This window comes from Variovorax sp. P4_B11 (assembly GCF_056402355.1).
This window is the reverse complement of the sequence record NZ_JBFUHO010000062.1, coordinates 1-14,673: the sequence shown is the minus strand read 5'-3', so window position 1 is coordinate 14,673 and position 14,673 is coordinate 1. Positions and strand designations below refer to the sequence as shown.

Annotated in this window: 13 protein-coding genes and 1 pseudogene; 5 read left to right on the top strand and 9 right to left on the bottom strand. The window is 67.5% G+C overall.

Annotation, left to right across the window (positions count from 1 at the left end):
• Positions 1–4: 4 nt before the first annotated feature.
• The 9 genes from AC1DYD_RS33695 to AC1DYD_RS33655 form a co-directional block, all read right to left on the bottom strand.
• Positions 5–808 carry an SDR family oxidoreductase gene (locus AC1DYD_RS33695; protein ID WP_478177083.1) on the bottom strand — a complete coding sequence of 268 codons (804 nt, stop codon included), beginning with the start codon at positions 806–808 and terminating at the stop codon, positions 5–7.
• Positions 808–2,496, bottom strand: coding sequence for a hydantoinase B/oxoprolinase family protein (locus tag AC1DYD_RS33690; protein ID WP_478177082.1), 1,689 nt, complete (start codon positions 2,494–2,496; stop codon positions 808–810). The genes AC1DYD_RS33695 and AC1DYD_RS33690 overlap by 1 nt, the downstream gene beginning before the upstream one ends.
• A gap of 10 nt (positions 2,497–2,506) precedes the next feature.
• On the bottom strand, positions 2,507–4,597 hold the full coding sequence (locus AC1DYD_RS33685) for a hydantoinase/oxoprolinase family protein (RefSeq protein WP_478177081.1): 2,091 nt from the start codon (positions 4,595–4,597) through the stop codon (positions 2,507–2,509).
• Between the two features lie 38 nt (positions 4,598–4,635).
• The gene (locus tag AC1DYD_RS33680; protein WP_478177080.1) at positions 4,636–5,379 is read right to left on the bottom strand and encodes a branched-chain amino acid ABC transporter ATP-binding protein; all 744 of its coding nucleotides are present in this window, start codon (positions 5,377–5,379) and stop codon (positions 4,636–4,638) included.
• Between the two features lie 161 nt (positions 5,380–5,540).
• Positions 5,541–6,311, bottom strand: a complete 771-nt coding sequence (locus tag AC1DYD_RS33675; RefSeq protein WP_478177079.1) for an ABC transporter ATP-binding protein — start codon at positions 6,309–6,311, stop codon at positions 5,541–5,543.
• A complete protein-coding gene (locus AC1DYD_RS33670) occupies positions 6,301–7,329 on the bottom strand; it encodes a branched-chain amino acid ABC transporter permease (protein ID WP_478177078.1) in 1,029 nt (342 codons plus the stop codon). The genes AC1DYD_RS33675 and AC1DYD_RS33670 overlap by 11 nt, the downstream gene beginning before the upstream one ends.
• A gap of 26 nt (positions 7,330–7,355) precedes the next feature.
• The gene (locus AC1DYD_RS33665) at positions 7,356–8,228 is read right to left on the bottom strand and encodes a branched-chain amino acid ABC transporter permease (protein ID WP_478177077.1); all 873 of its coding nucleotides are present in this window, start codon (positions 8,226–8,228) and stop codon (positions 7,356–7,358) included.
• 28 nt (positions 8,229–8,256) lie between these two features.
• A complete protein-coding gene (locus AC1DYD_RS33660) occupies positions 8,257–9,459 on the bottom strand; it encodes an ABC transporter substrate-binding protein (protein ID WP_478177076.1) in 1,203 nt (400 codons plus the stop codon).
• Positions 9,460–9,578: 119 nt separating this feature from the next.
• On the bottom strand, positions 9,579–10,787 hold the full coding sequence (locus tag AC1DYD_RS33655) for an aspartate transaminase (RefSeq protein WP_478177075.1): 1,209 nt from the start codon (positions 10,785–10,787) through the stop codon (positions 9,579–9,581).
• A gap of 218 nt (positions 10,788–11,005) precedes the next feature.
• Between AC1DYD_RS33655 and AC1DYD_RS33650 the strand changes: the two genes are divergently transcribed.
• The 5 genes and pseudogenes from AC1DYD_RS33650 to AC1DYD_RS33630 form a co-directional block, all read left to right on the top strand.
• Positions 11,006–12,001 (top strand): 2-hydroxyacid dehydrogenase, encoded by a 996-nt coding sequence (locus AC1DYD_RS33650; RefSeq protein ID WP_478177074.1) that lies wholly within the window; start codon positions 11,006–11,008, stop codon positions 11,999–12,001.
• Between the two features lie 3 nt (positions 12,002–12,004).
• On the top strand, positions 12,005–12,544 hold the full coding sequence (locus tag AC1DYD_RS33645; protein WP_478177073.1) for a gluconokinase: 540 nt from the start codon (positions 12,005–12,007) through the stop codon (positions 12,542–12,544).
• Positions 12,513–13,292 carry a glucose 1-dehydrogenase gene (locus tag AC1DYD_RS33640; RefSeq protein WP_478177113.1) on the top strand — a complete coding sequence of 260 codons (780 nt, stop codon included), beginning with the start codon at positions 12,513–12,515 and terminating at the stop codon, positions 13,290–13,292. The genes AC1DYD_RS33645 and AC1DYD_RS33640 overlap by 32 nt, the downstream gene beginning before the upstream one ends.
• 8 nt (positions 13,293–13,300) lie before the next feature.
• Positions 13,301–14,338, top strand: a complete 1,038-nt coding sequence (locus AC1DYD_RS33635) for an L-idonate 5-dehydrogenase (protein WP_478177072.1) — start codon at positions 13,301–13,303, stop codon at positions 14,336–14,338.
• 53 nt (positions 14,339–14,391) lie between these two features.
• Positions 14,392–14,673: pseudogene (locus AC1DYD_RS33630) on the top strand (NAD(P)(+) transhydrogenase (Re/Si-specific) subunit alpha); the annotation flags it as partial.

The window sequence follows — 14,673 nt, the reverse complement described above, 5'->3', positions numbered from 1 at the left end:
CGGTTCAGGGTTTGCCGGGCGTGCCGTCGGGCGCGCCGAGCCAGCGGCTGATCTCGACATCGGGCCCCTGGTCGCGCGCCAGGGTCGGACTGATGACCAGCTGCTCGATGGTGGTGCCCTGCGGCAAGGTGCAGGCCAGCAGGATGGCGCGCGCCACGTCCTCGGGCGCGACCATCGCCGCACGCTCGGCCTCGCTCGGCGGGCGCACGCGGGTGTCCATGATCGGCGTGTTGACCTCGCCGGGCAGGATCGTCGTCGAGCGGATGTTGTTGTTGCGGAAGGTGGCGTGCATGAAGCCCATGAGGTTCGTCACCGCCGCCTTCGCCGCACCGTAGGGCGCTCCGCCCAGCAGGTTGGGACGAACCGCCGCCAGCGACGACACCGTGACGATGGTCCCCTTCCCTGCCGCGAGCATGCCGGGCAGCACCGCCTGGATCAGCACATAGACCGCCGTGAGATTGACGGAGATCGCGGATTCCCAGTCGTCCGGCTCGATCCAGCGGATGTTGCGCACGCGGCTGGTCAGGCCGGCGTTGTTGACCAGGATGCCGATGGCGCCGACTTCCGCCTCGGTCCAGCGCACCAGCTCCTGCAACTGTTCGCGGCTCTGCAGATCGGCCTGCCGGGCCCACGCTTCGCCGCCGGCCGCGCGAATCTGTGCGACCACGGTCTCCAGTGGGTCGATGCGGCGCCCCATGACGACCACCCGCGCGCCCTCGGCCGCGAGCATCAGGGCGGTCGAGCGGCCGATGCCGGACCCACCGCCCGTGACCAGGGCCACCTGGCCTGCCAGTGCCTTGGCGGCCATCACGCAGCCACCTTCACCGGCTTCGCGGCGGCGGGCGCTTCATAGCCATAGTCGGCGCGGGCACCTTTCACGCTGATGAGGCCTTGCTTCAGGTCATCCTCGATCAGCTCGCGCGGTCGCTCTTCGGCGTGACCCCAGCCACCGCCGCCGGGCAATTCGATCGTCAGGCGCTCGCCCGGGGCGAGGACCAGCCGGCCCTTGGCGAACACGGGTTGGTCGTCGTGCAGCACCGCACCGTTGCGTCCGGCCTGGCCTCCCAGCACGCCCAGGCACGGATGCTTCACGTGCTCGGTGCTGAGGTAGATGTTCATCTCCCGGTCGGACAGGTTGCGGATGATCCCGCGCTGGCCCAGGCCGCCCCGGTACTTGCCCGGGCCGCCGGAATCGGGAATGAGTTCCTTGCATTCGGTCAACACCGGTACCGCCAGTTCGTACATCTCGATCGGCGTCACGCGGCAGTTCGACGGAAAGCTCAGGGTGTCGAGCCCGTCCATCGACGAACGGCCGCCCTGCCCGCCGTGGAAATTCTGCGCGCTGCCATAGGCGGTACCGTCGGAGCGCTGGCCCTGGCAGTTGATGCCCCAGATCGGCGCGCCGCCGCTGTCGCCCATCGCGCCTTCGGGCACGACGTTCTGCAGCGCCTTGAAGATCAGGCTCGGAATGCAGTGCCCGACCAGGTTCCGCGCTGCCCCCGCCGCATGCGGCCGCGGGTTGAGGATCGAGCCCGCCGGCGCGGAGTCGGTCAGGGGAATCATGCAGCCTTCGTTGTTCGGGGTATCGGGATCGAGCAGGCACTTGAGCGCGTACACGCTGTGGGCGACGCGATAGTGCGGCACCACGTTGATGCCTCTGGCCACCTCCGGCGAGGTGCCGGTGTAGTCGACGTGGATCGATTCGTCACCCACCTCGACGCTGACGCACAGCTTCACTTCGGTCTCGAAGCCGTCAATGGTCATGTCGGCCTTGTAGCTGCCGTTGGGCCAGGCGGCGATGGCCTTGCGCATGTGCCGCTCGGAGCGGCTGAAGATGGCCTGGCCGAGCGCCTCGCAGTCGTCGAGCCCGTATTCGTCCATGAAGCGGCTGAACTCGCGGCTCATCACTTCGTTGGCCGCCACCATGCTCTGGATGTCGCCGCGGACCTCGTGCGGAAGACGCACGCTGGCCTCGATCACGGAGAACACGTCGGTGTTCGGCTTGCCGGCCTTGAAGAGCTTGAGCATCGGGATCCGGATGCCCTCCTCGAACATGTCGGTCGAATCCGGCGACTGCGGCCGCCCGCCGATGTCGGGCAGGTGCGCGATGCTGCCGGCGTAGGCGACGATCTTCCCGTTGCGAAAGATCGGCGTCAGCATGACCATGTCCGGCAGGTGCCCGGTGCCGATCACCGGATCGTTGGTGGCGAGCACGTCGCCCGGCTCCAGCGATTCCGGCGGAAAGGCCTTGAGGAAGTAGTTCTGCGCGGCCATCGGCAGCGTGGTGATGAACACCGGGATCGACCAGGTGCACTGCGCCAGCGCGCGGCCCTGGGCGTCGAGCAGCACGTTCACGTAGTCGTGGTTCTCGCGCACGATCGGCGAGAAGGCGGTGCGCCCGAGGGCGGTGTCGGCCTGGTCGGCGATGAAGACCAGGCGGTCCCACATCACCTGCAGCGTGATCGGGTCGTTGAAATCGGGTTGGAGGATGGGCATGACGTGACCTTCAGGACAGAAGCATGATGAGGTTGTGCTGGGCGTCGAGCGAGGCGGTGGCGTTCGGCCCCATCACCACGGTCGACTCGCGCTGCTCGATGATCGCTGGGCCTTCGATCGGCACGCCGGGCAGCAGGGCATAGTGGTCGTAGACCGGCGTCTCGACGTACTTGCCGAGTTCCGAGAAGAAGACCGGCCGCGTTCCCTTGCGCGCATCGCGCGCCGCGCCGGCTGCTCCGCGCAGTCCGGCCAGCGACACCGCACTCTTGGGCCCGCTGGCACGAATGCGCCAGGTGATGATCTCGGCATCCGTGCCCGTCACCGCGCGGCCGTAGAGCGCGACGTAGTTGGCATGGAAGCGAGCCATCAGTTCCGCGACGAAGGCCGGATCGGCCGGATCGAGATCCGGCAGCGGGACGGAAATCTCATAGCCTTGGCCCACGTGCCGCATGTCGACGGTGTACGAGAAGCGGATGAGGTCGGCGGGCACCTTGCTCGCCAGCACGACCTCGCGCCCCTGCTCGGCCAGCGTGGCCTTGACCACGTTGACCGCGCTCGGATTCCACGCCGAGATCCGCATCGGGAGGCTGGTGGACAGGTCGGCCGCGACCGGCGCTCCGAGCAGGCCGATGGCCGAGGTCACGCCGGCGCCGGTCGGGCAGATCACCTTGCGGATGCCGAGCTTGCGCGCCACGCCGTAGGCATGCACCGGGCCCGCGCCGCCGAATGCGATGAGCGGCAACGCGCGCGGGTCGACCCCGCTGTCGGTGGCCTGCATCGACGCGGCCTCGGCCATGCTCTCGTTGACCATGTCGTGAACGCCCCAGGCGCAACGCTCGGGCGTGATGCCCAGTTCCTCGGCGAGCCGCGCCATCGCGGCCTCGGCCGCGGGCTTGTCGAGCGCGAAGTCGCCGCCGAGGAAGGATTTCGCGTCCAGGTAGCCCAGCAGCAGGTCGGCATCGGTCACGGTCGGCTCGGTACCGCCTCGGCCATAGCAGGCCGGGCCCGGGGCCGCCGCCGCGCTGCGCGGGCCGACGCCGAGCAGGCCCAGCTTGCTGCGCGCCGCGATGCTGCCGCCGCCGGCGCCGATCTCGATCATGTGGATCGACTGGATCTTGAGCGGAAAGCCGCTGCCCTTGCGGAAGCGCTCGTGGCGCGCGACCTCCAGGTCGTTGGCGACCATCGGCTCGCCGTTCGGGATCAGGCACAGCTTGGCCGTGGTGCCGCCCATGTCGAACGAGAGCACGCTCGCCTCTCCCGCCTGGCGGGCGTAGTCGGCGGCCGCCACCGCGCCCGCGGCCGGGCCCGATTCGATCAGGCGCACCGGTGTGCGGGAAGCCGACGAACTCGGCACCACGCCGCCGCTCGACGTCATCCAGAGCAGCTGCCCCTCGACGCCTCGCTGCGAAAGCTCGCGTTCCAGATGGTTCACATGCCCGACCATCATCGGCCGGGTGTAGGCGTTGACCACGGTGGTCGATGCGCGGTCGTACTCGCGCACCTCGGGGCAGACGGTCGACGACAGGGACACCGAGATGCCCGGCGCCTCCTCGGCGAGGATCTCCGCCACGCGCCGCTCGTGCTGCGCGTACTTGTAGGCATGCAGCAGGCACACTGCGACCGATTCGACCTTGCGCTGCAGCAGCGTCTTCGCAATCGTGCGAACGCCCTCCTCGTCCAACGCCTTGATGACGGTGCCGTCCGCCGCGATCCGCTCCTCGACGCCGAAGCAGAGATCGCGCGTGACCAGCGGGTCGGGGTACTTGATGCGCAGGTCGTACAGGTCGTAGCGTCCTTCCGTGCGGATGCGCAGCATGTCCTGGAAACCATCGGTGGTGATGAAGGCGGTGTGCACGCCGCGCCGCTCCAGCACCGCATTGGTCACCACCGTGGTGGCGCCGAGGATCTGCAGGGTGCCGGCGCCCGCGGCCTGGCCGCCGTTCTTCTCGCGAACCTTGGCCAGCAGTTCGTCCACGCCCTGCAGCACGGCCCGAGCCGGTGCGTCGGGTGTGCTGAGTACCTTGTGCAGCAGGATGGCTCCGTCGTCTTCGGTCATGGCGAAGTCGGTGAACGTGCCGCCGGTGTCAAATGCCAGTTTCATGCTTTTCAGCTCCTTCAGTGTTCGATTGGATGCAGCGATCAGGCCGGTTGTGCGTCGGATGCGCGGCGGCCCGTCATGAAGAGTTCGCCCAGGTCCGCGCTGCTCAGCTCGCCGACCGGGCTATCCCAGATCACCTTGCCGAGGCGCAGCACGACCGCGCGTTCCGCGGCCTCCATGGCCTTGCGGGTGTTCTGCTCGACCAGCAGAACGGTCCGGCCGCCCTGGTGCAGGCGCTTGAGTTCGTTGAAGACCAGCGTGATCGCCTGCGGCGACAAGCCGACCGAAGGCTCGTCCACCAGCAGGATCTCGGGCCGACGCAGCACCGCCATCGCCATCTCCAGCAATTGCTGTTCGCCGCCGGACATGTTCCCGGCCAGCTCGTTGCGGCGCTTGCGCAGGATCGGAAAGAGGTCGTAGACGTATTCGCGCTCGCCCTTCAGGTCGCCGTCCTTGATCGTGTAGGCCGCCATCTCGAGGTTCTCGTCGATGGTCATGAGCTGGAAGTTGCAGCGTCCCTGGGGCACGTAGGCGATGCCGTGCGCCAGCATGGCCTGCGGACGCAGTCCGGCGATGTCCTTGCCCTTCCAGCGGATCGCGCCGCCCTTGTGCGTGGTCATGCCGAAGAGCGACTTGAGCAGCGTCGACTTGCCCGCGCCGTTCGGTCCGAGCAGCGTGACGAACTCGCCGTGCCGGATCTTCAGGTTCACGCCGTGCAGGATGTCCAGGTGGCCGTAGCCGGCGCGCAGATTGTCGATCTCGAGTTCCATGTCTGTATCCGCCATATCAGTTCTCCACCACGCCATCGCGTGACCAACGACGCATGAAACGGCACGGCCAAGGCCAGGAACCCCGCGGAACCGGCTTTGCCGGGCCGCTGGGGTTGCCCCCGGAGAGGGGGTGTCCGAGCCACACGAAGTGGGCGAGGCTGGGGGTGAACTTCATTTCAGCCTCCAAGGTAGGCCTCGACGACCTCCGGGTTGCGCACCACTGCTTCGGGGGTGTCGTCGGCCAGCTTGGTGCCCTGGTGCAGCACCACGACGCGATGGCTCAGGTTCATGAGCACGTCGGTGTTGTGCTCGATCACGACGAAAGTCACACCCAGCACCTGGTTCGCATGCTCGATGCACTGGATCACCTTCTCGATCAGGATCGGGTTGATGCCTGCCAGCGGCTCGTCGAGCAGGATCAGCTCGGGATCGGGCATCAGCATCGACGCGAACTGCAGCAGCTTCTGCTGGCCGCCCGACATGTTTCCGGCCGGCAGGTGCGCCACGCGCGACAGGCCCGACACCTCGATCAGCTCCCGTGCCCGCTCGCGCAGCGCCTTCACGCGCCGCTGGGCGGCCGGCCCGACCCAGAAGGTGGACAGCACGCTCGGAAAGCGCGACATCTGCCCGGCGAGGATCAGGTTCTCCTCCGAATCCAGGGTCGGGAACACGACCGTCTTCTGGAAGCTGCGCAGGAAGCGCCCTTCGCGAGCGATCCTGTTCATCGGCCAGGCCGTGATGTCCACGCCCTTGAGAAGCACCCGGCCGGCGTCGCTCTTCTGCAAGCCCGTGCAGCAATCGAAGAGCGTCGATTTGCCCGAACCGTTCGGGCCGATGAGACCCATCACCTCCCCGCGGCGAACATCGATGTCCACGCCTTGCAGTGCCGCCACGGCGCCGTAGTTCTTGCGCAGGCCTTCGATGCGCAGCATGACGTCAGTCGACATGGTGCTTCTCCTTGCCAGCCCCGCCGAGGCGCGCGATGCGTTCGGCCGCGCGCTGGAACAGCGGCGCCAGGCCTTGCGGGAAAAGGAACACGAGGCCGAGCAGCACGAAGCCGTAGATGATCATGCGCAGCTCCGGCGTGATCCGAAGCGCCTCCGAGACCGCGACGAAGATGAAGCTGCCGATGATGGCGCCCGGGATCTTCCCGACGCCACCGCCCAGCACGATGATCAGGATCGTGTTGGAGTAGTAGGACTGGAACACCAGTGGGCTCACCACCGTCGAGAAGTGGGCGTAGAGACTGCCCCCGAGGCCGGCGAAGACAGCGCTCAGCATGAACACGATGAGCTTGTAGGTCCAGGTCGGAACGCCCAGCGATTCGGCCAGCGTCTCGTTGTCGCGGATCGCCACCATGCAGCGGCCGGCCGGGGAGCGGATCAGCGCCACGAACAGCGCCACCGCCAGCGCGGCGAGCGCCAGCACCAGGTAGAAGTATTCCGGCGCCTTGATGACGGTGAACACCGTGTCGCCGAAGCCCAGCCGGGGTCGCGCGACGCCCGACAGGCCCATGTCGCCCCGGGTGAAGTCGACCCAGTTCTTCGACACCATCTGTGCGATCACGACCATGCCCAGCGTACACATCACGAAGGAGGTGTCGCGCAGCCTGAGCGCCGGAATGCCCAGCGGCAGCGCCACCAGCCCGGCGAACAAGCCGGCGACCACGAAGTTCACGAGGAAGGGCGTGCCGAAGTGGATGGACATCAGCGCCGAGGCATAGGCACCGAGACCGAAGAAAACGCCCTGTGCGAGCGAGAGCATCCCGGTGTAGCCGAGGATCAGGTTCAGGCCCAGCGCGGGCAGCAGGAAGATCATCGCCAGCACCATGGCGTGCAGGTAGTAGTCGCCCAGGAAGAGCGGCGTGGCCAGCAATGCGGCGAGTGCCAGGGCGGAGACGCTCCAGTTGACCTTGGCGACCCTTGCGGCCGGCAAGAGCGGTGCGTCCAGCGTGGTGGAAGACATGAGGACTTGCTCCAGACGATGAGTGATCAGAATCGCGCCTTGCTGCTGAACAGGCCGTGCGGCCGGAACATCAGCATCAGGAGCAGCACGATGAAGCCGACGGAGTCGCGGTACTGCAACCCGATGAAGCTGGCGACCAGGCTTTCGACGACGCCGAGCAGGCAGCCGGCGATGAGGGTGCCGCGCACGTTGCCCATGCCGCCCATGACGATCACGGCGAAGGTCTTGAGGGTGATCGACTCGCCCATGCCGCCGTAGATGCTCACGTTGATCGGGCCGGTCAGGATGCCCGACAACGCGGCGATGGCCACGCCGATCAGGAAGGTGCGGCGCACCACCTGCTCGACGTCGATGCCGTTGACCTGGCAGCACTCGATGTTCTGCGACACGGCGCGGATCGACCGGCCCAGCCGGGTGCCGCGCACCATCCATTCGAGGCCGGCGAAGACGGCGAGCGTGACGACGACCAGGATGACGCGCTGCTGGGACATGCCGAAGTCGCCCATCTCGATCGGCTCGATCCAGCCGCCCGAGAACACCTTGTAGCCGCCGCCGAACGCCAGGATCACGATGTTCTGCAGGATCAGCGACAGGCCCAGCGTGGCCAGCACGCCGGCCTGGAAGGGTTGGCCGATGAGCCGCTGCATCACTGCGCGGCCGATCAGCACCGCGATCAGCGAGACGATGGCCACGCCGCCGATGATGGCGATGCTGTAGTCGGCCGCGAGCTGCGCCATGACCCACCATGCCGCGAAGGTGCCCAGCATGTAGTACTCGCCGTGGGCGAAATTGATGGCCCGCAGCACGCCGAAGATCATCGTCATGCCGGCGGCGACCAGGGCGTACATCGACCCGGTGATGATGCCGTTGACGATCTGTTCGAGGATGAATGAACTCACGATGTGCTCGCAGGCGTGGGGTGGTCGATCACTGGGCCGCGTAGTCGATCTTGGTGGTGATCGTTCCCTTGATGGCCGGCTTGCCGTCGGTGATCTCCAGCAGCACCATCGGCATCACGGCCTGGTTGTGGTCGTCGAAGGTCACGACGCCCATCGGGCTGTCGTACTTGATCTTGGCCAGTGCGTTGCGGATGTCCTCGCCCTTCAGGCTGTTGGCATTCCTGATCGCCTGCGCCACCAGTTGCAGCGTGTCGTAGTGCGTGTAGGCGTGGTTGTTGGGCATCTCGCCGCCGTTGGCCTTCTTGTAATCCTCGACGAACTTCTGGCTGCGCGGCGCCGGCACTTCGGGCAGCCATGCGGCCGCCTCGACCGCACCGTTCATGACCTTCGGCGCGGCGGCGATGGTGTCCTTGGTGTTGAACTCGCCGTTGCCCACCAGGGCCACCTTGCCGGCCAGGCCCAGTTCGAGCATCTGGCGCGCGATGATGGGCGTGGTGTCGGCCTGGCCGTAAAGGATGATCGCCTGCGCGCCCGAGCGGCGGATCTTGCTGAGCACCGAGCGGAAGTCGGTCTCGGAGTCCTTGTAGTAGTCCTCGCTGAGGATCTCCGTGCCTGGGTACTTGGGCAGATAGCGCTTGGTGAACTTGATCGCGCCGCGCCCGTAGTCGCTGTCGACCGACAGCACCGCGAACTTCGTGAAGCCCTTGGTCTTCGCCGCGTACTCGAGAACCGTGGCCGCCCGCACTTCGTCGGTGGGGTAGTTGCGGAAGGTCCACTTGAAGCCGCCGACGCCGGACTTGTAGGTGATGTCCGGGTTCGACGAGGCGGCGTTGACCAGCAGCACCTTCGATTCCTCGGCCAGAGGTTGCATCGCCAGGGTCACGGAGCTGCACACGTCGCCGATGATGACCGGCGTCTTCTCGAGGCTGATCATGCGCTGCGTTGCAGCAACCCCTTCGGCCGGTACGCACTGGCTGTCGCCGCTGACGAGCTGGATCTGCTTGCCGAGCACGCCGCCCGCCGCATTGATCTCCTTGGCGGCGAGCGCTGCGCCCTTGTTGGCGAAGGCGCCGTAGCGGGCGTTGGGCCCGCTCATCGGACTGATGATGCCGACCTTGAAGGTTTCCGCGGTCTGGGCGCGTGCCGGCGCGTACGTGCACAGGGCGGCGAGTGCTGCGATCGCCATCAAGGCCGCCGCGCGCCTGTTCGTCGTCGTGGGGTAGCAAGTCATCGCTGTTCTCCGAAGGTTGAAGGGTTGAGGGAATGATAGGAAGCGGTCTTCGGCGCGGCCAATAGGGAATGCGCCTTCGCCCATAAACTTTCTTGATACGCAGGCCGGGCGACGGGCGCTCAGCGCAGTTGCGCCACGGCATGCGCAATGCGGCGGCATCCCTCTTCGATCTGTTCGATGCTGGTCGCGGTCGACATCCGGAAGTAGGGCGAAACCCCGTAGGCCGTACCGGCCAGCACCATCACCCCGCCGGCTTCGAGCAGGTGGATCACCACGTCGTTGTCCGTCTCGAGCACCTTGCCTTCTCGCGTGCGCTTGCCGATGAGGCCGCCGCAGTGGGGGTACAGGTAGAAGGCACCGCCCGGGGCCCGCGCGCGGATGCCGGGAATGTCGTTGAGCAGGCGAACCGCCGCGTCACGCCGCTGCCTGTAGGTCGCGACCCAATCCGGAAGAAATGCGGCTTCGGCGTTCAATGCGCCGACCGCTGCGGCCTGGCTGATCGAGCAGGCGCCGCTGGTCGATTGCGACTGCAGCATGTCCAGTGCCGCGATGATGTCCGAAGGGCCGGCTGCATAGCCGATCCGCCAGCCGGTCATCGCGTAGGTCTTCGACACGCCGTTGACCACCAGCGTGCGGTCTCGCAGCGCCGGTTCGATGGCGAGAAGATGCTTGGGCGCCTCGGCCTCGAAACGGATGTGTTCGTAGATGTCGTCCGTCAGCACCATGACCTGCGGGTGGCGCAGCAGCACGTCGGCAAGGGCGCGCAACTGTGCCGTCGTGTAGGTCGTGCCCGTGGGATTGGTCGGCGAGTTGAAGACCAGCCAGCGGGTTGCGGGCGTGATGGCCGCCTCCAGCGCTTCGGGCGTCAGGCGGAAATCGTCCTCCTCGCGGCAGGCCACCGTCACCGGGGTGCCGTCGCAGGCCAGCACCATGTCGGGGTAGGATACCCAGAACGGCGCGGGCACGATCACCTCGTGCCCCTCCTCCACCGTCACCGACAACGCGTTGAACAGCGCATGCTTGGCACCGCAGGTGACGATGATCTCGCGCGGGCTGTAGCTCAGGCCGTTTTCCCGCTTCAGCTTGGCGGCGATGGCCTCGCGCAGCGCCAGCGTGCCCGCCACCGGGGTATACCGGGTTTCCCCGCGCTCGATCGCCTCGCAGCCCGCCTGGCGGATGTGCGGCGGCGTGTCGAAGTCGGGCTCGCCGATGGCCAGGTTGATGATGTCCTTGCCCTCCCTGCGCAGCTCGGCGAAGCGATCTGCGGCTGCGCTGCTGGGGGACGGCTTGATGCGGCGGATGCGCCTGGAAATGCGGGACGGGCTCACGGATTCTTCCTCTCGATGTCGATGCTCGAACGGTAGAGCCGTGTCGCCCTCGACGCAAAGACGGCATCGCTCTAGGGGTGCCGCATTTCCTTATGGGCGACCGGCGCGTTCCCGGTACATAAGCGTTTCGAATGGGACTAGAACGATCTCGTCTTGGTCGCCGCCAGCGGCACGGATACCTTTGGGGCCCACCGCTGACCGAGCCACAGGAGACATTCATGCGCCCCGCCGTCCTGGCCACCCGAGCCACCTTCGCCGACATCACAGACCGCCTGCGCGCGCATTTCGACGTCGAGGACAACCCCGCCGACACCGTCTGGAGCCCTGACGAGCTGATCCGCCGGCTCCAGGGCAAGCAAGGCGTCATGAGCACCGGCAGCGAGCGCATCAGTGCCGCCCTTCTGGACGCCTGCCCGTCGATCAAGGCGGTGTGCAACGTGGGCGTCGGCTACAACAACGTCGACGTCGCGGCTTGCACGGAACGCGGCGTGCTCGTCACGAACACGCCCGATGTGCTGACCGAGACCACGGCCGACTACGGGTTTGCCCTCATGATGGCGACGGCGCGCCGCATCGCCGAATCCGAACGCTTCCTGCGGCGCGGCGAATGGACGAAAACCGGCATCTACGACATGTTCGTCGGCGGCGACGTGCATGGCGCGACGCTGGGCATCCTCGGCATGGGCCGCATCGGCCAGGCCATCGCGCGCCGTGGCGCGGCGGGTTTCGGCATGAAGGTGATCTACCACAACCGCTCTCGCCTGCCGGAAGCCGTCGAAGCCGAATGCGGGGCCCGCTACGTCGACAAGCAGACGCTGCTGAAGGAAGCCGACCACCTGGTGCTGGTGCTGCCCTACGCCCCGTCCTCCCACCACGCGATCGGCGCTCCCGAACTGTCGCTGATGAAACGCACCGCCACGCTCACGAACATCGCGCGCGGCGGCATCGTCGACGACGCGGCGCTGGCGCAGGCCTTGCGCAACGGCACGATCGCCGCAGCGGGCCTGGACGTGTTCGAGGGGGAGCCCGCGATCCATCCCGATCTGCTTGCGGTGCCGAACGTGGTGCTGACGCCCCACATCGGAAGCGCCTCGGTACGAACCCGCCACGCCATGGCGGCGCTCACGGCGGAGAACCTGATTGCCGCGCTCGGCTTCGGTCCGTCGGCCGGCCGGCCGCCCACGCCTGTCAATCCCCAGGTGCTGGCGAGCTGAGCGATGCCCCACAAGCTGCTTGTCATGGGGGTCGCGGGTTGCGGCAAGTCGACCGTTGCAGCATGCCTGGCGCGCGCACTTCACGGCGTGCTCATCGAAGGCGACGACTACCACCTGCCGGAAAGCCAGGAGAAGATGCGGCGTGGCATGGCCCTGGACGACCGCGACAGGTCGCCATGGCTTGCCAAGCTGGGTTCCCTGCTCGCGGCCTCCGCCGTCCCCACGGTCCTGACCTGCTCGGCGCTCAAGCGCAGCTACCGCGACTGCCTGCGCGGCGCGGAGCCCCACGTGAAGATCATCTATCTCGAGATCGGCCGCGACGAATCGAGGGCGCGCGTCGCGGCGCGAGCCGCCCACCTGTTCCCGGCCAGCCTCGTGGACAATCAGTTCCAGATGCTCGAGCCACCTGTCGGAGAGCCCGACGTGTTCCGGACGGACGCCACGCAGCCGGTGCAGGCACAGTGCGCGGCCGTCCTGCGCTGGCTCGGCGAAACCCCATTCACTGCTGGAGATCCCCTTGCAATCCGTACTGAAGAACTTTGACCTCACCGGCCGCACCGCACTCATCACCGGCTCCAGTTCCGGCATCGGCTTCGCGCTGGCGCGCGGCCTCGCGGGCGCCGGTGCACGCGTGATCCTGAACGCGCGCAATGCCGCGAAGCTCGAAGCCGCGGCCGACGTGCTGCGCGGCGAGGGTTTGCAGGTGCTGACCGCCGCGTTCGACGTGACCTCGGGCGAGGCGGTGACGGCCGCCATCGCACGCATCGAAGCCGAGGTCGGCGCCATCGACATCCTGGTCAACAACGCCGGCATGCAGCGCCGCGCACCGCTCGACCAGTTTGCCGAGGCCGATTGGCACGAGCTCATGAAAACCAACGTCGACAGCGTGTTCCTGGTGGGCCAGGCCGTGGCGCGCCACATGATCGGACGCCAGCGCGGCAAGATCGTCAACATCTGCTCGGTGCAAAGCGAGCTCGGGCGTCCGGGTATCGCGCCCTACACCGCCAGCAAGGGCGCAGTGAAGATGCTGACCAAGGGCATGGCCATCGACTGGGGCCAGCACGGCATCCAGGTCAATGGCCTCGGGCCCGGCTACTTCAAGACCGAGCTGACCGAGGCGCTGGTCCAGAACGAGGAGTTCACGAAATGGCTCGTCGGGCGCACGCCCTCGCGCCGCTGGGGCGATGTCGAGGATCTCGTCGGCGCCGCCGTGTTCCTGTCGAGCGACGCCTCCAACTTCGTCAACGGCCACATCCTCTACGTGGATGGCGGCGTGACGGCAACCCTCTGAGGAAGACCATGGAAGCACTTGTCATCCACGCCCCCGGCGACCTGCGCGTCGAGGAGATCGAAACCGCCGAACTCGGCGCCGACCAGCTGCAGGTGCGCGTGCGCTGCGGCGGCATCTGCGGCTCGGACCTGCATTACTACCAGCACGGCGGCTTCGGCACCGTGCGCATCCAGCAGCCGATGGTGCTGGGCCACGAGGTGGCCGGGATGATCGAGGCGGTGGGCGCCGCCGTCACCGGCTTCCAGCCCGGCGAGCGCATCGCGATCAGCCCGAGCCGGCCCTGCGGCCTGTGCCGCTTCTGCCAGCAGGGGCTGCAGAACCATTGCCTGGACATGCGCTACTACGGCAGCGCGATGCGCAACCCGCATGTGCAGGGCGCCTTCCGCCAGCAGATCGTGGTCGAGACGCACCAGGCCTACAAGCTGGCGGATTCGGTCAGCGACGGCGAAGGCTCGATGGCCGAGCCGCTGTCGGTGGCGCTGCACGCGGTGCGGCGCGCGGGGCCGCTGCTCGGCAAGCGCGTGCTGGTGACCGGCTGCGGGCCGATCGGCGCGCTGGCGATCATCGCGGCGCGGCGCGCCGGCGCGGCGCACATCGTGGCGACCGACGTCGGCGCGCTGACGCTCGAGAAGGCGCTGAAGGTCGGCGCCGACGAGGCGATCAACGTCGCCGAGGAGCCGGCCGGCCTGGCTCGCTTCGCCAAGGACAAGGGCAGCTTCGACGTGCTGCTGGAGGCCAGCGGCAACCCGCGCGCACTGGTCGGCGCCTTCGATGCGCTGCGGCCGCGCGGCATCATCGTGCAGCTGGGGCTGGCGGGCGGCGAGATCCAGCTGCCGATCAACACCATCGTCGCCAAGGAGTTCGACCTGCGCGGCGCCTTCCGCTTCCACGAGGAATTCGCGGTGGCGGTGGAACTGCTCAACAAGGGGCTGGTCGACGTCAAGCCGCTGATCTCGGCCACGCTCTCGTACCGCGACTCGGCCCGCGCCTTCGCGCTGGCGGCCGATCGATCGCAGGCGATGAAGGTGATCCTGAACTTCGACTGAACGCGTCGGCTGATTCTCGGCGCACGCAGACCCTCGACACGAAAGAAAGAACCATGCAAATAGGCGTTCCTGCCGAGACGACAGCCGGCGAGACCCGGGTCGCCGTGACCCCGGAGACCGCGAAGAAGCTGGTGGCGCAAGGCCATGTAGTGCGGGTGCAATCGGGCGCCGGCGTGGCCGCCAGCGTCACCGATGCGGCCTACCAGGCCGCCGGTGCCGAGATCGCCGATGCCGCGGGGGCCTTCGGCTGCGACATCGTGCTCAAGGTGCGCAGCCCCGACGACCGCGAGTGCGCGCTGATGAAGCCGGGCACGGTGCTCATCGGCATGCTCAAC